The following is a 22,638-nucleotide window of genomic DNA, read 5'->3' on the forward strand; positions in this document are numbered from 1 at the left end:
ATTACGCGACGTCCTTCCTCACTCGGAACCACGCAGCATACAGGGCTGGCAAGAACAATAGGGTCAACGCCGTCGCCACGATCAAGCCGCCCATGATCGCCACGGCCATCGGGCCGAAGAACACACTGCGTGACAGCGGGATCATCGCCAGCACCGCCGCGAGGGCGGTGAGAACGATCGGCCGGAAACGTCGGACAGTGGCCTCGATGATCGCCTGCCACGGGGCCAGGCCGGCCTTGATGTCCTGTTCGATCTGGTCCACGAGGATCACCGAGTTACGCATGATCATCCCCGACAGGGCGATGGTGCCCAGCATGGCCACGAAGCCAAAGGGCTGGCGGAAGACCAGCAGGAACAGGGTCACCCCGATCAAGCCCAATGGCGCGGTCAGAAACACCATCGCGGTACGTGAGAAACTGCGCAGTTGCAGCATCAGCAACGTCAGCACCACCACGATAAACAGCGGCACACCGGCTTTGACGGAGTTCTGCCCACGGGCGGAGTCTTCAACCGTGCCGCCTACTTCCAGCAGGTAGCCGTCCGGCAATTCGGCGCGCACACCTTCCAGGGTCGGCAGGATTTGCTGGACCAGGGTGGCCGGCTGTTCCTTGCCATATATATCGGCGCGGATGGTGACCGTTGGCAGGCGGTTGCGGTGCCAGATGATGCCTTCCTCAAAACCGTATTCGAGGGTGGCGATCTGCGACAGCGCAACACTTTTGCCGTTGTCGGTCGGCACCGCCAGGCTTGGCAGCAGCGACAACTCGGTGCGCTCATGCACGGTGCCGCGCAGGAGGATCTCGATCAACTCGTTGTCCTCCCGGTATTGGCTGACGCTGGAGCCGGTCAACGAACTCTGCAGGAATTTCGACAGGTTGGCGGTACTCACGCCGAGGGCACGGGCGCGGTCCTGATCGATATTCAGGTAGACGATCTTGCTCGGCTCCTCCCAGTCCAGGTGCACGTTGACCACGTGGGTGTTTTCGCGAACCTTGGCTGCCACCTTGCGCGCCAGCGCACGCACTTCTTCGATGTGTTCACCGGTCACGCGAAATTGCACTGGGTAGCCTACAGGCGGGCCGTTTTCCAAACGGGTGACACGCGAACGCAGGTCGGGGAATTGTTCGTTGAGGGTCTCGATCAGCCAGGTACGCAGGCTTTCACGCTCCTCGATGGTTTTGGCCAGCACGACAAACTGGGCGAAGCTGGCGGCAGGCAATTGCTGATCCAGAGGCAGGTAGAAACGTGGTGAGCCCGTGCCGACATAGGCCACGTAGTTATCGATGCCCGCGTGTTCCTTAAGCAGTGCCTCCAGGCGCTTGACCTGATCGGCGGTGTTGCTCAGGGAGGCGCCTTCGGCCAGTTTCAAGTCGACCATCAACTCCAGGCGACCGGAAGCCGGGAAGAACTGTTGCGGCACAAAACGAAACAGCGCCACCGAGCCGATAAACAGCAGCAGGGTCAGGACGATCACGGTTTTGCGCCGACGCACGCACCACTCCACCAAGCGCCTTACACGCTGGTAGAACGGCGTGCCGTAGGGATCAGGGCCGTCGGTGCCATGCTTGGCCGCGTGAATCTTCGCCAGGTCTGGCAGGAGTTTTTCCCCCAGGTACGGCACAAACACCACCGCCGCGACCCACGAGGCCAGCAGCGCGATGGTCACCACCTGGAAAATCGAGCGGGTGTATTCGCCGGTACTCGATTGCGCGGTGGCAATCGGCAGAAAGCCCGCCGCCGTAATCAGGGTGCCGGTGAGCATCGGGAACGCGGTGCTGGTCCAGGCAAAGCTGGCGGCCTTGAGCCGGTCGAACCCCTGCTCCATTTTGATCGCCATCATTTCCACGGCGATGATCGCGTCATCCACCAACAAGCCCAACGCCAGCACCAACGCGCCGAGGGAAATCTTGTGCAAGCCGATGCCGAGGTAATACATGGTGGCGAAGGTCATCGCCAACACCAACGGAATCGCCAGGGCCACCACCATGCCGGTGCGCACGCCGAGGGAGAAGAAGCTCACCAGCAACACAATCGCCAAGGCTTCGGCCAACACCTGGACGAATTCACCGACGCTGGTTTTCACCGCCGCCGGCTGGTCTGACACCTTGCGCAGCTCCATGCCGGCCGGAAGGTTCTTCTGCAGGCGTGCGAACTCGCCTTCCAGCGCCTTGCCCAGTACCAGGATGTCGCCGCCGTCACGCATGGCCACGGCCAGGCCGATCGCATCGGCGCCCATGTAGCGCATGCGCGGCGCGGGCGGGTCGTTGAAACCACGGTGGATGTCGGCGACATCGCCGATGCGAAAGGTACGGTCGCCTACGCGAATCGGGAAATTACGGATTTCCTCCACACTTTTGAAGTTACCCGACACCCGCAGTTGCACACGCTCGGTCGGGGTTTCAAAGAAGCCCGCGGTGGAGACCGCGTTCTGTTCCTGCAAGGCCTGCTGCACTGCGGCCAACGGCAGGCCCAGGGTAGCCAGCTTGAGGTTGGACAGTTCGATCCAGATCTTCTCGTCTTGTAGACCCAGCAACTCAACCTTGCCCACATCCGGCACGCGTTGCAGTTGAATCTGGATGCGATCGGCGTAGTCCTTGAGCACGGCGTAGTCGAAGCCGTCACCGGTCAGGGCGTAGATATTGCCGAAGGTGGTGCCGAACTCGTCGTTGAAAAACGGCCCCTGGATATCCGGCGGCAAGGTCTGGCGGATGTCGCTGATCTTCTTGCGCACCTGGTACCACAGCTCGGGAATCTGCGCCGAGTGCATGGAGTCGCGAGCCATGAAGGTGACCTGTGATTCCCCCGGGCGCGAGAAGGACACGATGCGCTCGTACTCGCCGGTTTCCATCAGCTTCTTTTCAATTCGCTCGGTGACCTGGCGCGAGACTTCCTGGGCCGTCGCCCCCGGCCAATTGGTCTTGATGACCATGGCCTTGAAGGTGAAGGGAGGATCTTCGCTTTGCCCCAGTTTGGTGTAGGACAAGGTGCCGACGACGGCCAACAGGATCATCAGGAACAGTACGATCTGGCGATTACGCAACGCCCATTCGGAAAGATTGAAACCCATCGGGGACTACTCCTTGGCCGCCAGATTCACAACTCGGTTGGAGCGATCCACCGGGCGCACTTGCTGCCCCTCATGGAGTACATGCACACCGGCTGCGATCACCCAATCGGTGGGGCTCAAGCCTTCGAGCACCGGCACGGTTTTCTCGCCAAACGCACCGATGCGCACCGGGGTGCGTTTGAGCGTGTTGTCCGGTTGCACGCGCCACACGTAGGACGCGCCGTTCTCCGCGCTGAGGGCCGACAACGGCACCGACAACGGAATCACGCCGTCGGCTTGTATGAATACGCGGGCACTCTGGCCCAGCTCGGCGGGGACTTTGCCACCGGTGAAGGCCACACGGGCGGCAAAGGTGCGGGATTTGGGATCTGCGGCCGGCGACAGCTCGCGGATGCGCCCGGCAAAACGCTGGTCCGGCTGGCTCCACAGCTCCACCGACACCGGCTGGCCGATCTTGAAACGGCCGAAGCCTTGCTCGGGCAGGCTGATAGACACCTCGCGTTCGCCATCGGTGGCCAGGGTGAATACGGTCTGGCCAGCGGACACCACTTGGCCCACTTCGACCGCGCGCTTGGCGACCACACCGTCCTGGGGCGCCCGCAACACGGCATAGCCGGCCTGGTTGCTGGACACGTCGAACTCGGCCTTGATCTGCTTGAGGCGTGCTTCACCGGATCGGTAGAGGTTTTCGGAATTGTCGTACTGGGAGCGGCTGACCATCTGACGGTCCATCAGGGTCTTGTAGCGGTCGCGCTCGGCGCGCACCAGGCTCAGGTTGGCCTCGGCGGCGGCCACTTGGGCGCGGGTGGCTTCCAGTTGCAGGCGTACGTCCTGAGGGTCAAGTTCAGCCAGCGGTTGGTTGGCCTTGACCCGTTCACCCTCTTCCACCAGGCGCTTGCTGACCTTGCCACCGATGCGAAAAGCCAGGTCCGGCTCGTAACGCGCGCGCACCTCGCCCGGGTAGCTGTCCATCGCCTGCGCCGACGGCTGTGGTTGCACCACCATGGCCGGGCGGACGGTGGTCTGGGCCGCTTCTTCATGGCCGCAAGCGGCCAAGAGGAAGACCAGGCTGGCAGGCAACGCAAGGGGCAGGAAAGTACTGCGCATGCTGAAGGACCTTTCGCAAATGGAGCTAGGAATAATTATACTGGCGGGTATGTTATTAATACCAAACTCACCAGTCCAGTATTAAAGGTGAAAATGTCCGACAATCCCACCAACACCAATAGCCCCGGGCGTCCCAAGGACATGGCAAAACGCCAGGCTATCCTCGAAGCCGCGAAAATCCTGTTTTTGAGCAATGGCTACGCCAGCACCAGCATGGATGCCGTGGCGCTGGAAGCCGGCGTGTCGAAGCTGACCGTCTACAGCCACTTCACCGACAAAGAGACCTTGTTCACCGCGGCCGTCGTGGCGACGTGCGAGGAACAGTTACCGGTGATGTATTTCGAATTGCCCGAAGGCATGCCCGTGGAAACGGTGCTGCTGAATATTGCGCGGGGGTTCCATCGGCTGATCAACAGCGAAGAGTCGGTGAACCTGCATCGCCTGATGATGACCACCGGCAACCAGGACGTGAAACTCTCGCAGATCTTCTTCGAGGCAGGCCCGATGCGCATGCTGCAAGGCATGGAGCGCCTGCTCAGCCGGATCGACCAGAGCGGCGCCCTGAGCATCGACAAGCCATTTACGGCAGCCGAGCACTTCTTCTGCCTGCTCAAGGGCACGGCAAATTTCTGTCTGCTGTATGGCTGTGGCGGGCACCTGAGTGAGGAAGCCGCCGAAGCGCATGTGCAGGATGTGGTGGGGTTGTTTATGCGGGCGTATCGCCCCTGAATATTTCATTGCTTGGGCGGACGCCATCGCGGGCAAGCCCGGCTCCCACAGGGGAATGCATTCCAATGTGGGAGCTGGCTTGCCTGCGATAGGGCCCTAAAGGCCAATGAAGAGTCAGGCCTTGAGCGCCTTCTTCGGATAAATGTCATACCGGCTGGATTTCCCATCCAGCGCATGGCTCGGCTTGGGCCCTTCGATGCACGGCGCCTTGCGCGGGCGCTTGACCACCACCCGGTGGCTGGCCAATGCCAACGCCGCAGCCAGCAAGGCGGGGGCATCCGGATCATCGCCCACCAAGGGCCGGAACAGGCGCATTTCCTTCTTCACCAGGGCGGTTTTCTCACGATGAGGAAACATCGGGTCGAGGTAGATCACCTGGGGCGGCTCACCTTCCCAGTTGCGCATCACCTCAATGGAATTGCCCTTGAGCAGCTTCATGCGCGCCACAATGGGGGCCACTTCAAAATCGTCGGCACCGCGCGCCAGGCCGTCCTCCAGCAAGGCGCCAATCAGCGGCTGGCGCTCGATCAGGCTCATGTCGCAGCCCAGGCTGGCCAGCACGAACGCGTCCTTGCCCAACCCCGCCGTGGCATCCAGCACCCGGGGGCGCACGCCCTGGGCAATGCCGACCGCCTTGGCAATCATCTGCCCGCTGCCACCGCCGTACAACCGCCGATGGGCCGCGCCACCTTCAACAAAGTCCACCCGCACCGGCCCCGGCGCGTCAGGCCCGAGCTGTTGCAACTGCAGGCCTTGTTCGCCGACCTGCAGGGAAAAGTCCGCGTCTGCCAGCGCTAACGGCAAGCCAAGTCGCGCCGCCCACTGCTCGGCAAGGGCCTGGAAACCTTCGGCCAAGGCTTCGACCTGAATGCGGCTGGCCGCTGGTTGTTCGCTCATCAATCGCTACGCTCAAAAATATTAAGGATCGGCAAACAACGGCCGATAAAAATAACAGTCAGGTATTTTGCCAGAGCTGAGCGTCGACCGAGAAAAATGTCAGACATTCTTCCCCTAACCATCGGTGTACTGCCGACCCACAACCACTACGGCCTGCGCAATACCCAAGCGCTGGCCGGGGTGAGCCATGTGTGGCAGGACTTCTTCGCCCGTGCGCTGGCCGAGCAGCTTGGCGAAACGCCGGACGCGCTCGCCGCCAAGGCGCCTGCACCGGCAGACCCAACGGTAGAACCGCGCGAAGGCGCCGACCTGCTGTCGCAGATCCTCACCCAGCGTGAGTGCGACGTGACCGACACCGAAATCGCTCCGCCTGAGCCGCTGTTCCTGCCGATCGCCGAATTCGAAACCGATTTGCTGCCACCGGCCGCGACGCCATTCCCGGCAGACGAAATCGTCGCGCAACAACGCCAACAGAATTTCGACAGCGAATGGGTCCGCCCGCTCGTATTGAACGCAGGCCAGCCCCTGCCAGAACCAGGCCCGGCCCCCGACCCGCGCCCACTGCACTTGCCGATTGCCGAGTTCGAACTGGACCTCCTGCCACCGGCTGCGACGCCGTATCCCACCGAAGAGCTGGTGGCACAACAGAAGGCCTTGGACTTCGACTACTACTGGGCCCGCCCGCTGGTCACTCAGAACCTGCGCCTGGCAGCCTGACTCACCCCTTGAAAAAGGCGTTGGCCTGGCTAAAGGGCATCTTGCGTTCGGTAAACGTGAACGTGCCCAACTCAAACACCTCCTGCGCTGCACGGTAGAACTCGCCATAGGCTGCCAAGGCCAGGGCCGAACCGACGCTGATACGCCGCACCCCCATCTCGCTCAATTGCGCCACGCTGAGGTTCAGCCCACCGGACATCAACACGTTCACCGGTTTGGGGGCGACTGCCTTGACCACCGCCAGCACTTCTTCGGCATTGCGCAACGCCGGCGCGTACAGCACGTCGGCACCGGCTTCGGCGTAGGCTTGCAGGCGGCGAATGGTGTCGGGCAAATCCAGGCGACCATGCAGGAGGTTTTCCGCACGCGCCGTCAGCGTGAATGGGAATGGCAAGCTGCGGGCGGCGGCGACGGCTGCTTCTACGCGCTCGACGGCGAGATCGAAAGGATAGATCGGGTCAGCAGCAATGCCGGTGGCATCTTCGATAGAGCCACCGACAATACCCGTGGCCGCCGCCCGCAGAATGGTCTGGGCACAACCTTCGGGGGTATCGCTGAAGCCGTTTTCCAGGTCCGCCGCCACCGGCAGCGAAGTCGCGCGGGCGATGGTGCCGGCGTTGCCCAGGGTGTCTTCGAGGGACAGCGCGCCTTCTGCATCCGGCCGGCCGAGGCTGAAGGCAAAGCCCGCACTCGTGGTGGCCAGGGCTTCGAAGCCAACGCTCGCCAGCATGATCGCGGAACCCGCATCCCACGGGTTGGGCATCACGAAGGCACGATCACGCTCATGCAGGGCCTTGAAGGTTTCGGCGCGAAGGGTTTGGGCATCCATGGCTGACTCCAGGCGAAAAAGGAGCCTTAGAGTAACCCCAGTTGCTCCGCAGCGGGTTCCCGATGCAAGGTCGGCAACGCTGGCAAACCGGGCAGGCGCGCCATCAGCCTGTCGTGAAAGCGCAGCGCCAGTTGCGCTGCGAGGCGGTTATCCGAGGTGTGCAAAAAGACGTAGGGCGTGCGCCCCTCTTCGATCCAGGTGGCGATCTTTTCAACCCAGGGGATCAGGAACGGATCGTTGGCTTCCAGCTCCGGGTGGCCAATGAAACGCACCTGTGGGAATTGAGTGAGCGCTGCCGGACGGGGCGGTACCTTGGGCTTTTTCGATTGGGCGTGCAGCACCGCCGCCGAGGTCGAGGTGCAACTGAACAACGCACGCGGGTCAAGGCAGATGCGCTCCACACCCCGATCACGCAGCAAGCGGTTGAGCATGCGCTCGGCATCCCCCTTGGCGAAGAACTCCGGGTGGCGCACTTCTACCGCCAAGGGGCGCTCGAGGCCGTCGATAAACCCGGCCAGCTCGCCCAGGCGCTGCGGCGAGAAACTCGCAGACAGTTGCAGCCACAGTGGCGAAACACGCTCACCCAACGGGCTCATCAAGCCGACAAAACTCTCGGCAGCCGGCAACTGTTCGCGCAAGTCGCCACCATGGCTGATATCACCCGGGAATTTGGCCGTGAACCGAAAATCATCGGGCATGATTTCGGCCCAGCGCTGCACCGTGGCGGCCGAGGGGCGAGCGTAAAACGTGGTGTTGCCTTCAACGGCGTTGAAGACCTGGGAATACAGGCCAAGGTAATCGCTGGAGCGGGCATCGGCGGGGTACAGGTACTCGCGCCAGGCGTTTTCACTCCAGGACGGGCAGCCGATGTAGTAAGGCAGGCGCATCAGATGTGGATGTCGAGACCCAGCACTTCCATATCCCATTCGACAAAACCGGCGGTGGTCAGGTAACTGGCCAGGGCGGTGGCGACGTTTTTGCTCATGGAGCGGGGGAAGACCATGTCTTGCTGACGGGCGGGAAGACCGCTGATACGCGCTTGGCCATTGGCTTGCGCATCGGACTGGACTTCGATGAAGTCCGGCGAATCCTCGACGGAATCGTCCACCGTAGCGCTGGCCTTACGCGGCTTGCGCTTGATCGGGTACGACTGTGAGGAAAAGCCATCAATACGCATGGGCGCGAACTCGCTATCAGTAATGGCATTTTGGCAGCACTGTCCGTAGTGCGCAAATGCTCTGGTGATAACTAGAACACATAATTTGAAAAAGGTTTAAACACACGGGCAAATTCTGACGATTGGTGAAATTCACACCAAAATGCCAGCATTTTTGGCGTCAAATAATCCCGCGTTCGGCCTTGGTCTGCGCCACCTTATCGCGCAGGTAAACCGGTGCCGCCTGGTCGGCCGGGATGGCCTCGCCGCGTTCGAACGCAAAGCGTGCCAGGGCCAGCAAGTCTTCAGCGTGGGGCAGCATCGTGGCGTCCTGGCCAACCGTTTTAACACCGATGCGCTGGCCATACCCCCAACCGGTGCCAGCACCGAACCAGTCACCGCTGGCATCCTGCGGCAGTGCCGACGCCTCCGGTGCCTGCACGGCCTCCTCGCCTACCAGGCGCATCTCACCTGCCGTTTCGCGGTAGCAACCCCAATAGACTTCGTCCATGCGTGCATCGATTGCCGCTGCCACTTGCTTGGCGCCGTGTTCACGCAAAGCGCGCTGCGCCAGCACCGCTAGGTTGGACACCGGCAACACCGGACGCTCCAGCGCAAACGCCAGCCCCTGCACCACACCGATGGCAATGCGCACACCGGTAAACGCGCCCGGGCCACGGCCAAAGGCGATGGCATCGACTGCCGACAAGGTGGTGCCGGCGTCTTCCAGCAGTTGTTTGATCATCGGCAACAGCTTCTGCGCGTGCAGGCGCGGGATCACCTCGTAGTGGCTCGTGACCTTGCCATCGTGCAGCAGGGCAACGGAGCAAGCTTCAGTCGCGGTATCCAGGGCCAACAGGGTGCTCATCGGTGCGGGTGTCCAGGTCGAAAAAAAGTGCGCCAGTATAAACAACAACGGCCCGCAAGCGGGCCGTTGTCTGTGAAGCCGACCGAAGGATCAGCTCAACGCTTGCAGCACCTTGGCGGTGATGGCTTCTACCGAGCCAACGCCAGGGATGTGGCTGTACTTCGGCTTGCCTTGGGCGGCAGACAGCTTCTGGTAGAAATCCACCAGCGGCTTGGTCTGCGAATGGTAGACCGACAGGCGATGACGTACGGTTTCTTCAGTGTCGTCTTTACGCTGCACCAGGTCTTCGCCGGTGACGTCATCCTTGCCTTCAACCTTTGGCGGATTGTAGACGGTGTGGTACACACGGCCCGAGGCTTCGTGAACACGGCGACCGGCAATGCGCTGGACGATTTCTTCGTCTTCAACGGCGATTTCAACCACAGCGTCCAGCTCGACGCCAGCTTTCACCAGGGCTTCAGCCTGGGGAATGGTGCGCGGGAAACCGTCGAACAGGAAACCGTTCTTGCAGTCTTCCTGGCTGATGCGTTCCTTGACCAGGTTGATGATCAAGTCATCGGAAACCAGGCCACCGCTGTCCATCACGCTCTTGGCGATCAGGCCCAGCTCGGTGCCGGCCTTGACGGCAGCGCGCAGCATGTCGCCAGTGGAGATTTGTGGAATGCCGAATTTTTCAGTGATGAACTTTGCCTGAGTACCTTTACCGGCCCCGGGAGCTCCCAGCAGAATGACGCGCATCGATGTGCTCCTCAATTTTTTATAGAGATGACGCTCGGATTCGCCGCGTGGGGCCAATCTCGTAGAAATATGGGTCTAGGCCAATCAAACGGCCAAAGGCTGATCAAGATACACAGCGGGCCCTCACCATACAAGCCGCCAAAAGTCGCAGGAACCCTCGTCGGGCATGCGCCATAGGAAGGGTGCGCCTGAGTGCAACCCCGCCCTGCAAACGCAGGCCGCCCCTCTCGGGACGGCCTGTGTGGTTCATCTGCAAGCTATTGAGAACACGCAAGAAACCTCAACCGGTGTTGCGCAAACCGGCGGCAATACCGGCCACAGACACCAGCAGCGCCTGTTCCAGAGGGCTGTCCTGCGCCGCTTCCTGCTGACGTGACCGCGCCAGCAACTCGGCCTGCAACAGGTGCAAGGGGTCGAGGTAGGTGTTGCGCAGGCGGATGAACTCCAGGGTGTCTGGGCTATGGGCCAGCAGTTGCGACTGGCCAGTCAGGCCAAGCACCACGCTGCACGCCTGCGACAATAGGTCGCGTAAGTGCACACCCAACGGCAGCAAGTCTGGCTGCACCAAACGTTCGTCATAGAGCTGAGCGATGTCGGCGTCCGCTTTGGCCAGCACCATTTCCAGCATATCGATGCGGGTGCGGAAGAACGGCCACTGCTCGCGCATCTGCTCCAGCAGATCACCTTCGCCGCGTTCCAGCGCCTTGCTCAGCGCCGCTTCCCAGCCGAGCCAGGCCGGCAGCATCAGGCGAGTTTGAGTCCAGCCGAAGATCCACGGGATCGCACGCAGGCTTTCAATCCCACCGGCACGTCGTTTTGCGGGACGGCTGCCCAGCGGCAAGCGCCCCAGTTCCTGCTCAGGGGTGGATTGACGGAAGTACTCGACGAACTGCGGATTTTCCCGCACCACGGCGCGATAGGCGCTGACACCGTCTGCCGCCAATTCATCCATCAAATGGCGCCAGGCCGGCTCCGGAGGGGGCGGTGGCAGCAACGTGGCTTCCAATACGGCGGCGAGATAAAGGTTGAGGTTCTGCTCGGCAATGTCCGGCAGGCCGAACTTGAAGCGGATCATCTCGCCCTGCTCGGTGGTGCGGAAACGCCCCGCTACCGAGCCCGGTGGCTGCGACAGGATCGCTGCGTGGGCCGGGCCGCCGCCGCGGCCAACGGTGCCGCCGCGGCCGTGGAACAACAGCAGTTCCACCTGCTGCTCGCGGCAGATATCCACCAGGCGTTCCTGCGCGCGGTACTGTGCCCAGGCCGCTGCGGTGGTGCCCGCGTCCTTGGCCGAGTCGGAATAGCCGATCATCACTTCCTGCGGGCCTTGCAAGCGCGCGCGGTAACCCGGCAATTGCAGCAAGCGCTCCATCACCGGCCCGGCGTTGTCCAGGTCGGCCAGGGTTTCGAACAGCGGCACCACGCGCATAGGCCGTTGCACACCCGACTCTTTAAGCAACAGTTGCACTGCCAATACGTCCGACGCCGCTCCTGCCATGGAGATGACGTACGACCCCAACGAAGCGGCCGGTGCGGCGGCAATTTCCTTACAGGTATTCAAGACTTCAGCCGTGTCTGCCGACGGCTTGAAGTAACCCGGCAGCAATGGCCGGCGGTTTGCCAGTTCTTGGGTGAGGAAGCTGATGCGCGCTTCTTCATCCCAATCTTCATAGCGGCCCAGGCCCAGGTAATCGGTGATTTCGGTCATCGCCGCACAATGGCGGCTGGAATCCTGGCGCACATCCAGGCGCACCAGGAACAGGCCAAAGGTCACCGCACGGCGCAGGCAATCGAGCAACGGGCCGTCGGCAATTACGCCCATGCCGCACTCGTGCAGCGATTGGTAGACCAGCTCCAGCGGGTCCAATAGATCGCGGTTGTTTTGCAGCACGTCAGCCGGCGCCACGGTGTTGGAGGTCAACGCCGTGTGCGCCCATTGGCGCGTGGCGCGCAGACGTTCGCGCAACTGCTTGAGCAGCGCGCGGTAAGGCTCGACGCTGTCGCCGACCTTGGCCTGCAGGGCCGGACTGGCCTGGCGCATGGACAACTCCGAGGCCAGGTGATCGACATCACGCAAGTACAAATCGGCAGCCATCCAGCGCGCCAGCAACAGCACTTCACGGGTGACGGGCGCGGTGACATTCGGGTTGCCATCACGGTCGCCACCCATCCACGAGGCAAAGCGAATCGGCGCCGCCTCCAGAGGCAAACGCAGGCCGGTCGCGGCGTGCAGCGCCTGGTCAGCCTTGCGCAGGTAGTTGGGGATGGCGTGCCACAGCGAATGCTCGATCACCGCGAATCCCCACTTGGCTTCGTCCACCGGGGTGGGCCGAATGCGGCGGATTTCTTCGGTGTGCCAGGCTTCGGCGATCAGCCGCTGCAAGCGTTCGCGGATCTGCGTGCGCTCGGCCGTGGTGAGGTCGCGATGGTCTTGCAGCGCCAGTTGCGCAGCGATCGCGTCGTACTTCTGGATCAGGGTACGGCGGGCAACTTCGGTGGGGTGGGCGGTGAGCACCAGCTCAATGTCCAGCCGCGCCAACTGGCGGGCCAGGGATTCGTTGCTGTGGCCTTCGCTTTGCAAGCGCGCCAGCAACTCGGGCAATACACGGGATTCAAACGGTGCCGGTTGCGACTCATCGCGTCGATGGATCAGTTGGTACTGCTCGGCGATATTGGCCAGGTTGAGGAACTGGTTGAACGCCCGGGCCACGGGCAACAGTTCGTCTTCCTGCAACTGGTTGAGGCTGGCGCTTAGTTCATCACCGGCGCCATGCCGGTCGGCCTTGGCACCTTTGCGAATCTGCTCGATCTTGTCGAGAAACTCATCGCCGTACTGCTCTCGAATGGTGTTGCCCAACAGCTCACCCAGCAGGTGAACATCCTCACGCAAGCGTGCATCGATATCACTCATCAGCCAATCTCCAGCCAGAAATCCGGGACGCGCAGGGTTTCCAGAGTGCCGCCAGCATCCATTTATGACAAGACTTTAAACCTTGTGGGTTGCAGCTAGTCTCAACATTAAGTCGCCTGTGTTTATCCACGCGGGCGGCGGGTCACTCATCACCGCCTGCTACCGCGGGCTTTACTGAGGTTGCCATGAAAATTCGAGAATTGGCCCAACAGTGGGAAGAGAACGCCAAGGGTCGCCTGACCAAGACTGAATACGCGATCCATTTGGACGTGGAATCCGCCGCGCGGCTGGCGGCGATTGCCGAAATGTACCCCAAGCGCCGCACCGAAGAGTTGCTCGGCGAGCTGATCGGCGCCGCCCTGGAAGAGCTTGAAGCGAGCTTTCCCTACATCAAGGGGCAACAGGTGATTGCCACCGATGAAGAGGGCGACCCGCTGTACGAAGACGTCGGCCCTACCCCGCGCTTCCTGACATTGTCGCGGCGCTATCTGCATGATTTGTCAGCCAGTGCCGACGAGAAGAAGCATTGATAAACATCCGCTGAATCCCACCCAACCCGCGTATTCCGGGCCTCGCAGAGGCTCGGTGTACCGCCGCGCTCTCTGAAAGTTCCAACTTTTATACGCTGACCAAACAGTCAGATATTTTTTTAGGCAAATCGCCATCTTCTCTGAACTATTCAAAAAAGCCTCCGGTCACACCGAGTAAGCCATCACTTGGAACAGCCGTTTGAAAGGCGCCATGCGCATCACTGCCGGGCCCTTAGCCGCTGACCACCTGAGATGGATGTTGATGTTTTTCAGGAGTTATCCAATGGAGTTGAAGACGATGAAGACCAGCACTGCCAAATCCTCGTTTAACCACCTGCGCGGGCTCAAATTGGCCGCGCTGGCAATCGGCACCAGCTTCGTTCTGGCGGGCTGCGCCGGTAACCCGCCGACCGAGCAATACGCGGTGACTCAATCGGCGGTCAACAGCGCTGTCAGCGCCGGCGGTACCGAGCACGCCGCCGTGGAAATGAAGTCGGCCCAGGACAAGCTCAAGCAAGCCGAAATCGCCATGCACGACAAGAACTATGACGAAGCCCGCCGCCTGGCCGAACAAGCCGAGTGGGATGCTCGCGTAGCCGAACGCAAGTCCCAGGCCGCCAAGGCTGAACAGGCTGTGAAGGACTCCCAGAAAGCTGTTCAGGAGCTGCGTCAGGAAGGCATGCGCCCGGCTGTTATCCCACAGCAATAAGCCGCCGCCCCTGATTGCATTGCACCCGATATCGAATTGAAAGGACGACACGACTATGCGTAAACAATTGATGATCCCTGCCCTGCTGGCGATGAGCGTTGCCCTGGCGGCCTGCTCCACCCCGCCGAACGCGAACCTGGAAAACGCACGGACCAACTTCTCGTCCCTGCAGACCAACCCGCAGGCCACCAAGCTCGCGGCGCTGGAAACCAAGGACGCCAGCGAATGGCTGGACAAGGCTGACAAAGCCTACCGCGACAAGGAAGACCAGAAGAAGGTCGACCAACTGGCCTACCTGACCAACCAGCGCGTTGAAGTGGCCAAGGACACCATCGTGCTGCGCGAATCCGAAGCCAAGCTGAAAAACGCTGGCGACGAACGTGCCCGCGCGCTGCTGCAAGCTCGCGACGCGCAGATCAAGCAACTGCAAGACAGCTTGAATGCCAAGCAAACCGATCGCGGTACGCTGGTGACCTTTGGTGACGTGCTGTTTGCCACCAACAAGTCTGACCTCAAGTCCAGCGGCCTGGTGAACATCACCAAGCTGGCGCAGTTCCTGCGCGACAACCCGGACCGTAAAGTGATCGTCGAAGGCTACACCGACAGCACCGGTTCCGACTCGTACAACCAGAGCCTGTCGGAGCGCCGTGCAGCCTCTGTGCAACGTGCACTGGCGCAACAGGGCGTGGATATCTCGCGCATCGTGACCCAGGGTTATGGCAAGGAATACCCGGTTGCCGACAACGGCAGCGTGTCGGGCCGTGCCATGAACCGTCGTGTGGAAGTGACCATTTCCAACGACAACCAGCCGGTCAAGCCACGGTCTTCGGTTGCTAACTGAGTGATTCAAGCGGCATGAAAAAACCCACCGTATGGTGGGTTTTTTTTGGCTAGCCAAAGGTGATTGGACTGTCGTTATCGTCTGGCAGCTTGATGGCCTTCACGCCATAAGCATTATCCGACAGCCTCTCCAGTAGCTGGCTGAGTGCATTCGCTTGCGCGTCCTGGCGCTCCAGCGCCTCTTGCCCTCTGGCCATGTCCAGCATGTTGCGTATCGCACCAATGGTTATCGCCACCGTCCCTGCCCCGTTCTGCCTAAGTTACGAGGGAATCTGTGGCGTCTGAGGGAATACGGTTCCAAATATTTCGAGGATGCGGCTTTATTGCTCCAATTGCGGTGTTTCCTGGCCCATGCAACGCACGGCCTGTTTCTTGTTGTTCACCAGCACGCCGCTCAAGCCTTTTTGCTCGGTGTCGAACATCACCAGCACACCGTCGACGCACTGTGCCACCTGTGCGGCCGGGGTCAGGGAGATCTTGTAGTCCTCGCCGGGGATGGTCTTGAGCATGGTGAAGTCGCTGAGCAGCAACGCATCTTCCGGCTTGGCGAAGTGCAGGTAACCGTAGTACCACAGGCAGCCGACAGTACCGATGATGGTGCCGATGCCGGTGAGGATCAGCGGGATCATGTTGCGTTCTTCGCTCATTGCGGGCTCTCTGATGAATCAACTTTGGGAATGGGGTAGTTCGGAATCTCGCCCAGGCGGCGCAGGCCGTTGAAATGCTGCGGGTCATCCAGGTAACGCAGCATCACGGTTTGCCAGGTCTTGTCGGCAAAGGTCTGCACATGCCCCCCACGGGTCAATTGCAGGACCCTGGGCGGCGGCGCAGCCTGGTACAGGCGAATGCCGTTGGACAGTGGCACGATCGGGTCGTCCAGGCTGTGGAATAGCAACTTCGGCACACCGGTCAGTTGCGGCATGGCATTGATCGCGCTGTCGGCGTCCGGCACCAGCCAGGACAAGGGCACCTGGAAGGGCCATGTTAACCACGAGGTGCTGAGGGCGAATTGTCCTACGTCACGATAACTGGCTGGCACTCCGTCCAGAACCAAAGCTTTGAGCTGCGCCTGGCGTTCGGGATGGGCCGCCAAATAATGCACCGCCAGTGCGCCGCCCAGGCTCTGGCCGAGGATGACCAATGGCTGGCCCTGGGTTTCAGGCGCCTTGTCGAGCCAGTTGAAGGCCGCATCGATGTCCTGGTAGATCGCCGGCAATGAGGGTTTGCCTCCAGACAGGCCATACCCGCGATAGTCCAGCAGCAACACCTGATAACCCTGCTCCGGCAACCACCAACTGCCCCCCAGGTGCCAGGCCAGGTTGCCGCCGTTGCCGTGCAGGTGCAGCACGGTGCCCTTGAGCGGAACGCCGGGTTTGGCCGGTAGCCACCAGGCATGCAGCTTCACGCCATCGGCGGTGACCACGGTGACGTCACGGTAGGCCAGGTGGGCTTTTTCCGGCGTGAACGGCAGGCCGGGTTCGGGGTAGAACAGCAGGGAGCTGCAGCCGTTCAAAGTGAGTAGCAGGCATAGAATGCCGAGGATTCTCATCCGTTGAAGCCTCGTAATTAAGAGCACAGGAGATCACCTGTAGGAGCCGGCTTGCCGGCGATGGCGCGGTACCAGCCGGCATTGTATTAGCTGAAAGACCGCTTTCGCAGGCAAGCCAGCTCCCACATTTTTGACCCGGTTTCGTCAGCCATCACCACCAAACCCCACATTTTTGGTTCGGTTTCGTCGGCCACAACCATTAACCCTGTAGGAGCCGGCTTGCCGGCGATGGCGTTTTTTCAGCTAAAACAGTGGTGGCTGATGCACCGCTATCGCCGGCAAGCCGACTCCTACAGGGTCATGGGGTGCCGTTAGAGGATATTGGAGTAATCCGCCTCAATCCGGTCCAGGCTCAGGTGGTTGAGGAAGTTGGAGAAACACATCCAGGCCGCCAACGCATTCATGTCGCGGAATTGTTCCGGCAGGTACTTGGGCGGCACCACCAGGCCTTCATCCACCAATTGGCGCAGGGTACGCATGTCTTCCAAAGTGGTCTTGCCGCAGAACAGCAGCGGCACTTGTTCCAGCTTGCCTTTGCGCACAGCCAGCTGGATGTAGTTGTAGACCATGATAAAGCCCTTGAGGTAGGACAAATCCTTGGTAAACGGCAGACCGGTCGGTATCGAGCCACGGAACACGCGACTGGCGTTGCCGTAGCTTTCAGCCATTTCAAAGCCTTGCTCGCGGAAGAATTCGAACACCTGCAGGAAGTCGGCGCCCTCCTCCACCATATGGATGGCGCGGGTGCGGTTGGTGAGTTTGCGCAGGCGACTCGGGTAGGAGGCGAACGTGATGATCTCCATCAGGATCGCCAGGCCTTCCTGGGTCACGGTGGACGACGGCGGGCCCTTGGACAGGAAGGTGCAGATCGGCTGGTTCTGGCCATTGAGGGTGGTACCGACATGCACCAGACCTTCATGCACTTCCAGCGCACGCACATCGCGCTCGTTGAACATCGCATCGGCGCGGATCTTGATGTAGTCGGCGCCCGCCGCCGCGTCGGCGACGATACCGTCAGACTCGAACACGCGAATGGTCTCTTCAGCCTCGCCAAACACCTTGTTCAGGCGGGTTTGCAGCAAGCTGACCGCGTCCTTGGCGGTGAGGGTCTTGGCCTCATCCTTCAAGTCGCCGCGGCCGTCGATGTTGTTGAGGTAGTCAGAGAGCATCAGGCCCAGGTCGGCCAGGGTCGGGTCACCGGCGTGGAACGCATCGGACGCGGCACCATAGAGCTCTTGGGAAATCAGGCCGAAATCCTCGGTGCCACGCGCTTCCAGCATGCGCACCACCATGCGGTATTCGCGGCACATGCGGCGCATGATCTGCCCCACGGGGCTGAACTGGCCGAGGCGGCGGGTGATATCGCGCTCGATGTTCTGGAACTCCAGCTTCACTGCACTGGAATCGAACGACAGCGGCCGGTTCAGGTAGTAATCGCGGTCCACGGCGGGCAGTGCCTTGCCCTTGGCCTTGAGGAATCCCTGGCGAATGTTCTCGTCCCACTTCACGGCGTCGAGGACGCGAATCGGTGTTTGCGCCAGCACAATGCGATCAGACAAGGTGCGTATCGTCTGCTGGTAATCGTCCACCCGGTACTTCCTCTTTAAACGTTATTTGCCCGTGCGCTGGTAGCGCACGGCTTCAACGAACACATCGGCATTGGCCGGGTCATCCAGGTAGGCAAACACCTGGTCCATGGGGCTGTCGACCACGACACCGGCGCCTTCGACGGTGTCCACGGTAGAGCCGTGCAAGGCCTTTTGGCCGATGGCCTGGTGGATCTGCTCCAGATCCAGGTTGTAGACCACCAATTCGTGTTTTTCGTCGAACTCAAAGCCGGCCAGGATGTAATGCCCACCGAGTTTTGCCGGCAACGGTGCCGACAAATACCAGCGGCTGCCGTGGCGCGACACGGTAAACAGGTACTCATCGCGCTGGCCGGGTTTGCCTGTAGGGTAGCTCACGGCTTTGTAACGGTGGTCCCCGGCGCGGGTGATCTGCAGGTTGAGCGATTCGCCCCAGGCGTTTTTACTGGCCCACTGGCCGATCAGCCCGGGCGGCGCGGCTTCGTGGGCCGGCAGCGGGTCCTTGAAGGTCACCAGGCAACCGCTCAGTAGCAGGAACGATAAGGCAATTACCGCGACGCGCCAGGTTTTCATTACATTCCCCATCAAGTGTGGGAGCTGGCTTGCCTGCGATACAGGCACCTCGATGCTTCAGGTAAACCGAGGTGATGCTATCGCAGGCAAGCCAGCTCCCACATAAAGCGGATCGCACGCGGGTTTGGCTAGACCGAGGCCAACACCAAATGCATGTAACGCTTGAGGATCTCAAGCATCTCTTCACCGGTCAGAGGCTCTGCGCCGCCCAGCAGGCCCTGATATTCCATCCGACTGATTATCGCCGTCAACACTTTGGCATCCTGCTGCGGCTCTCGGGAGCCCAATACCTGGAAAAACTGCCCGGTGCCCTGCAGCAGGATTTGCTGGTGGGAGCGCACCAACTCCGCCAGACGCGGGTTCAGCAGGGCTTCCTGGCGAAAAGCCAGCTCGGCCATCAGGTGTTCGCGGCGGTTGGTCAGTTGGCGCATCACGTAGTCGGCGGTCAGGCGCGCAATGTCATCGGCCAGTTGCGAGCGTGACTGCGGGCTGCCATCACCGTAGGCGACCATCTCGCGCAGTAGCCCTTCGTTGCGCACCCACAGCTTGCCCATGAAGGCGGCACTGCGTTCGACGTACTGGGCGAAGGTATCAGTGAGCAGATCATCGATGTCTTTGAAGTAATAGGTGGTGGCCGACAGCGGCACCCCCGCCTCCGCCGCCACCGCCCGGTGGCGCACCGCACGCACACCTTCACGGACCACAATGCGCATGGCCGCGTCGAGAATGTCTTGCCTGCGTTGCTCGCTGCCCCGGCGACTGGCCTTGCGGCCCTGGTACTGGACACTTTCAGCCACGGCAGCCGCAATGCCGGCGGCGCCTTCTTGAGCCATTACGCGGTTCACGACACACATCCTTGAATAGATCAAAACCTGGCGCTGTTCGCTTGACGCTTATAAACGCCACATAAAAAAGCCGCCTTATAAAAGGCGGCTTCGGATTTCGCTACGGTTACGCTTGTGGCCGCATGTGCGGGAACAAGATCACGTCGCGGATCGACGGCGAGTTGGTCAACAACATCACCAGTCGGTCGATGCCGATCCCCTCACCGGCCGTTGGCGGCATGCCGTATTCGAGGGCACGCACGAAGTCGGCGTCGTAGTGCATGGCTTCGTCGTCACCGGCGTCCTTGTCGGCCACCTGGGCCATGAAGCGCTCGGCCTGGTCTTCCGCGTCGTTCAACTCGGAGTAGGCGTTGGCGATTTCACGGCCGCCGATGAACAGCTCGAAACGGTCGGTGACGTTCGGGTTGTCGTCGTTGCGACGGGCCAGCGGCGACACTTCGAACGGGTACTGGGTAATGAAGTGCGGCTGTTCCAGCTTGTGCTCCACCAGCTCTTCGAAAATCATCACTTGCAGCTTGCCCAGGCCTTCGAAGCCCAGCACCTTGGCGCCGGCTTTCTTGGCAATGGCGCGAGCCTTGTCGATGTCGTTCAGGTCGTCAGCGGTCAGCTCAGGGTTGTACTTGAGGATCGAGTCGAACACCGACAGGCGCACGAACGGCTCGCCGAAGTGGAACACCTTGTCGCCGTACGGCACGTCGGTGCTGCCCAGGACCAGCTGTGCCAGTTCGCGGAACAGTTCTTCGGTCAGGTCCATGTTGTCTTCGTAGTCGGCGTAGGCCTGGTAGAACTCCAACATGGTGAATTCTGGGTTGTGACGGGTCGAAACGCCTTCGTTACGGAAGTTGCGGTTGATCTCGAACACTTTTTCGAAGCCGCCAACCACCAGACGCTTCAGATACAGCTCTGGCGCGATACGCAGGAACATTTCCATGTCCAGCGCGTTGTGGTGGGTCTCGAACGGCTTGGCTGCGGCACCACCGGGGATGGTTTGCAGCATCGGGGTTTCCACTTCCAGGAAGTCACGCTTCATCAGGAAGCTGCGGATGTGGGCAATCACTTGCGAACGTACGCGGAAGGTCTGGCGCACTTCTTCGTTGACGATCAGGTCAACGTAGCGCTGGCGGTAGCGCTGCTCGGTGTCGGTCAGGCCATGGTGCTTGTCCGGCAGTGGGCGCAGGGACTTGGTCAGCAGGCGCACGCTGGTCATTTCAACGTACAGGTCGCCCTTGCCGGAACGGGCCAGGGTGCCTTCGGCCGCGATGATGTCGCCCATGTCCCAGGTTTTCACCGAGGCCAGGGTTTCTTCGGACAAGGTCTTGCGGTTGACGTAGACCTGGATGCGACCGGTCATGTCCTGGATCACCATGAACGAGCCACGGTTGAGCATGATGCGACCTGCCACCTTGACCGGGATCGCAGCCTCTGCCAGCTCTTCCTTGGTCTTGTCCGCGTACTGTTTCTGCAAGGCATCGCAGTAGTTTTCGCGGCGGAAGTCGTTGGGGAAGGCATTGCCCTTGGCGCGCTCGGCAGCAAGCTTTTCCTTGCGCAGGGCGATCAGGGAGTTTTCTTCCTGTTGCAGGGCTTGCGGGTCGAGTTGTTGGTCGCTCATGTCTTTAGATTTTCCATCAGGTTCGTTGCCCCCGGCCTGCGGCCGGGGATCGCCGGCAAGCCGGCTCCTACAGGGGGTGTTACAGGCCTGATTTCAGGCTGGCTTCCAGGTATTCGTCGATGTCGCCGTCGAGCACCTTGTCGCAGTCGCTGCGTTCGATGTTAGTGCGCAGATCTTTGATCCGCGACGCATCGAGCACATAGGAGCGGATCTGGTGACCCCAGCCGATGTCCGACTTGGTGTCTTCCAGCGCTTGCGACGCGGCATTGCGTTTCTGCATTTCCTGCTCGTACAACTTGGCCCGCAGCATTTTCATGGCGGTGTCCTTGTTGGCGTGCTGGGAACGTTCGTTCTGGCAGCTGACCACGGTGTTGGTCGGTACGTGGGTGATACGTACGGCCGAGTCGGTGGTGTTTACGTGCTGGCCACCGGCACCGGAGGAACGGTAGGTGTCGATCCGCAGGTCAGCCGGGTTGATCTCGATTTCCACCTTGTCGTCGATCTCTGGCGAGACGAACACGGCGGAGAACGACGTGTGGCGACGGTTGCCGGAGTCGAACGGGCTCTTGCGCACCAGACGGTGTACGCCGATCTCGGTCCGCAGCCAGCCAAAGGCGTATTCGCCCTTGATGTGCACGGTCGCGCCCTTGATACCGGCGACTTCACCGGCCGACAGTTCCATGATGGTCGCGTCGAAACCGCGTTTGTCCGCCCAGCGCAGGTACATGCGCAGCAGGATGTTGGCCCAGTCCTGGGCCTCGGTGCCACCGGAGCCGGCCTGGATGTCCAGGTAGGCGTTGTTCGGGTCCATTTCATGGCTGAACATGCGGCGGAATTCAAGCTTGGCGAGGTTTTCCTCGAGACGGGCCAGCTCGGCGACGACATCGCCCACTGCGCCTTCGTCGTTTTCTTCGACGGCCATGTCCAGCAGGTCACGGCAATCGGCCAGACCGGTGTTCAGTTCGTCGAGGGTGTCGACGATCTGCGCCAGCGCAGCGCGCTCGCGGCCCAGCTCTTGGGCGTATTCGGGTTTGTTCCAGACAGCAGGATCTTCAAGCTCGCGATTGACTTCGGTCAGACGCTCATGCTTTTGATCGTAGTCAAAGATACCCCCGAATAGTTTCGGAGCGCTCGGACAGGTCCTTGATGGTGTTAAGGATCGGGTTGATTTCCATGGCGGGCAGCACTCGTTGGCGAACTTTTGAAAGCCGGCGAGTATAACGGGAAATGGGGGGGAGCGGCAGTCCGCTGGGCGAAAAGGGTTGGGGTTGGTGGTGGGCATATCCGTTATTTGGGTGATGGCGGAGTATGGTTTCGCCCTTACGGCGACTCACTTTGGAAAAGCCCCAAAGTAAGCAAAGGGCTCTTGCCCCAACACTCG

23 protein-coding genes are annotated in these 22,638 nt (G+C 61.1%); 5 read left to right on the plus strand and 18 right to left on the minus strand.

Annotated elements, in window-relative coordinates:
- Position 1: 1 nt before the first annotated feature.
- Together AC07SU_RS21915 and AC07SU_RS21920 are read right to left on the minus strand one after the other, a co-directional pair.
- A complete protein-coding gene (locus AC07SU_RS21915; RefSeq protein WP_494998210.1) occupies positions 2-3,067 on the minus strand; it encodes an efflux RND transporter permease subunit in 3,066 nt (1,021 codons plus the stop codon).
- Between the two features lie 6 nt (positions 3,068-3,073).
- Positions 3,074-4,174, minus strand: coding sequence for an efflux RND transporter periplasmic adaptor subunit (locus AC07SU_RS21920; protein WP_494998211.1), 1,101 nt, complete (start codon positions 4,172-4,174; stop codon positions 3,074-3,076).
- Positions 4,175-4,267: 93 nt separating this feature from the next.
- Between AC07SU_RS21920 and AC07SU_RS21925 the strand changes: the two genes are divergently transcribed.
- A complete protein-coding gene (locus AC07SU_RS21925; protein ID WP_494998212.1) occupies positions 4,268-4,903 on the plus strand; it encodes a TetR/AcrR family transcriptional regulator in 636 nt (211 codons plus the stop codon).
- Positions 4,904-5,017: 114 nt separating this feature from the next.
- Here AC07SU_RS21925 and AC07SU_RS21930 read toward each other — a convergent pair whose 3' ends face one another.
- Complete coding sequence (locus AC07SU_RS21930; protein ID WP_176999380.1) at positions 5,018-5,800, minus strand: class I SAM-dependent methyltransferase; 783 nt, start codon at positions 5,798-5,800, stop codon at positions 5,018-5,020.
- A 96-nt stretch (positions 5,801-5,896) separates the two neighbouring features.
- On the opposite strand from AC07SU_RS21930, the gene AC07SU_RS21935 reads away from it, so the two are divergent.
- Positions 5,897-6,517, plus strand: coding sequence for an energy transducer TonB (locus tag AC07SU_RS21935; protein WP_494998213.1), 621 nt, complete (start codon positions 5,897-5,899; stop codon positions 6,515-6,517).
- A gap of 1 nt (position 6,518) precedes the next feature.
- On the opposite strand, the gene AC07SU_RS21940 is transcribed toward AC07SU_RS21935, so the two are convergent.
- The 6 genes from AC07SU_RS21940 to ppc all read right to left on the minus strand — a co-directional run bounded on the left by AC07SU_RS21940 (position 6,519) and on the right by ppc (position 13,016).
- Complete coding sequence (locus AC07SU_RS21940) at positions 6,519-7,346, minus strand: isocitrate lyase/PEP mutase family protein (RefSeq protein WP_494998214.1); 828 nt, start codon at positions 7,344-7,346, stop codon at positions 6,519-6,521.
- Positions 7,347-7,372: 26 nt separating this feature from the next.
- Complete coding sequence (locus AC07SU_RS21945) at positions 7,373-8,233, minus strand: DUF72 domain-containing protein (RefSeq protein ID WP_494998215.1); 861 nt, start codon at positions 8,231-8,233, stop codon at positions 7,373-7,375.
- The gene (locus AC07SU_RS21950; protein ID WP_494998216.1) at positions 8,233-8,523 is read right to left on the minus strand and encodes a hypothetical protein; all 291 of its coding nucleotides are present in this window, start codon (positions 8,521-8,523) and stop codon (positions 8,233-8,235) included. The genes AC07SU_RS21945 and AC07SU_RS21950 overlap by 1 nt, the downstream gene beginning before the upstream one ends.
- 160 nt (positions 8,524-8,683) lie before the next feature.
- Entirely contained in the window at positions 8,684-9,370 is a 687-nt protein-coding gene (gene tsaB, locus AC07SU_RS21955; protein ID WP_176999375.1) for a tRNA (adenosine(37)-N6)-threonylcarbamoyltransferase complex dimerization subunit type 1 TsaB, read from the minus strand.
- Positions 9,371-9,460: 90 nt separating this feature from the next.
- On the minus strand, positions 9,461-10,108 hold the full coding sequence (gene adk, locus AC07SU_RS21960; protein WP_010212617.1) for an adenylate kinase: 648 nt from the start codon (positions 10,106-10,108) through the stop codon (positions 9,461-9,463).
- Between the two features lie 280 nt (positions 10,109-10,388).
- Positions 10,389-13,016, minus strand: coding sequence for a phosphoenolpyruvate carboxylase (ppc, locus tag AC07SU_RS21965; protein ID WP_494998217.1), 2,628 nt, complete (start codon positions 13,014-13,016; stop codon positions 10,389-10,391).
- Positions 13,017-13,201: 185 nt separating this feature from the next.
- On the opposite strand from ppc, the gene AC07SU_RS21970 reads away from it, so the two are divergent.
- The 3 genes from AC07SU_RS21970 to lptF all read left to right on the plus strand — a co-directional run bounded on the left by AC07SU_RS21970 (position 13,202) and on the right by lptF (position 15,096).
- On the plus strand, positions 13,202-13,546 hold the full coding sequence (locus tag AC07SU_RS21970) for a pilin assembly protein (protein WP_176999373.1): 345 nt from the start codon (positions 13,202-13,204) through the stop codon (positions 13,544-13,546).
- A 283-nt stretch (positions 13,547-13,829) separates the two neighbouring features.
- Positions 13,830-14,255, plus strand: coding sequence for a DUF4398 domain-containing protein (locus AC07SU_RS21975; RefSeq protein WP_494998218.1), 426 nt, complete (start codon positions 13,830-13,832; stop codon positions 14,253-14,255).
- A 55-nt stretch (positions 14,256-14,310) separates the two neighbouring features.
- The gene (lptF, locus tag AC07SU_RS21980) at positions 14,311-15,096 is read left to right on the plus strand and encodes a lipotoxin F family OmpA-related lipoprotein LptF (protein WP_176999371.1); all 786 of its coding nucleotides are present in this window, start codon (positions 14,311-14,313) and stop codon (positions 15,094-15,096) included.
- Positions 15,097-15,145: 49 nt separating this feature from the next.
- Here the strand turns inward: lptF and AC07SU_RS21985 are convergent, their stop codons facing one another.
- The 9 genes from AC07SU_RS21985 to AC07SU_RS22025 all read right to left on the minus strand — a co-directional run.
- Positions 15,146-15,292: a hypothetical protein gene (locus AC07SU_RS21985; RefSeq protein WP_494998219.1), complete on the minus strand. Its 147-nt coding sequence runs from the start codon at positions 15,290-15,292 to the stop codon at positions 15,146-15,148.
- Between the two features lie 123 nt (positions 15,293-15,415).
- Positions 15,416-15,742 carry a PA3694 family proteiin gene (locus tag AC07SU_RS21990; RefSeq protein ID WP_176999369.1) on the minus strand — a complete coding sequence of 109 codons (327 nt, stop codon included), beginning with the start codon at positions 15,740-15,742 and terminating at the stop codon, positions 15,416-15,418.
- Entirely contained in the window at positions 15,739-16,644 is a 906-nt protein-coding gene (locus AC07SU_RS21995; protein ID WP_494998220.1) for an alpha/beta hydrolase, read from the minus strand. Before AC07SU_RS21995 ends, AC07SU_RS21990 begins: the two co-directional genes overlap by 4 nt.
- A 311-nt stretch (positions 16,645-16,955) precedes the next feature.
- Positions 16,956-18,233 carry a flavohemoglobin expression-modulating QEGLA motif protein gene (locus AC07SU_RS22000; RefSeq protein ID WP_494998221.1) on the minus strand — a complete coding sequence of 426 codons (1,278 nt, stop codon included), beginning with the start codon at positions 18,231-18,233 and terminating at the stop codon, positions 16,956-16,958.
- Positions 18,234-18,254: 21 nt separating this feature from the next.
- Positions 18,255-18,803 carry a hypothetical protein gene (locus tag AC07SU_RS22005; protein ID WP_494998222.1) on the minus strand — a complete coding sequence of 183 codons (549 nt, stop codon included), beginning with the start codon at positions 18,801-18,803 and terminating at the stop codon, positions 18,255-18,257.
- 128 nt (positions 18,804-18,931) lie between these two features.
- On the minus strand, positions 18,932-19,648 hold the full coding sequence (locus AC07SU_RS22010) for a TetR/AcrR family transcriptional regulator (RefSeq protein WP_176999365.1): 717 nt from the start codon (positions 19,646-19,648) through the stop codon (positions 18,932-18,934).
- Between the two features lie 106 nt (positions 19,649-19,754).
- On the minus strand, positions 19,755-21,257 hold the full coding sequence (gene lysS / locus AC07SU_RS22015; RefSeq protein ID WP_008431110.1) for a lysine--tRNA ligase: 1,503 nt from the start codon (positions 21,255-21,257) through the stop codon (positions 19,755-19,757).
- A gap of 79 nt (positions 21,258-21,336) precedes the next feature.
- Positions 21,337-22,432 (minus strand): peptide chain release factor 2 gene (gene prfB / locus AC07SU_RS22020; protein ID WP_095943132.1). Its coding sequence is split into 2 segments (ribosomal slippage): positions 21,337-22,359 and positions 22,361-22,432, totalling 1,095 coding nucleotides; the frame shifts between segments, so codons are not numbered across the junction.
- Positions 22,358-22,638, minus strand: a 281-nt coding sequence (locus AC07SU_RS22025; RefSeq protein ID WP_494998225.1) for a hypothetical protein, incomplete at its 5' end; no start/stop codon positions are given. The genes AC07SU_RS22025 and prfB, both read right to left, overlap by 75 nt.

Source organism: Pseudomonas sp. GW821-FHT05H12 (genome assembly GCF_059419385.1).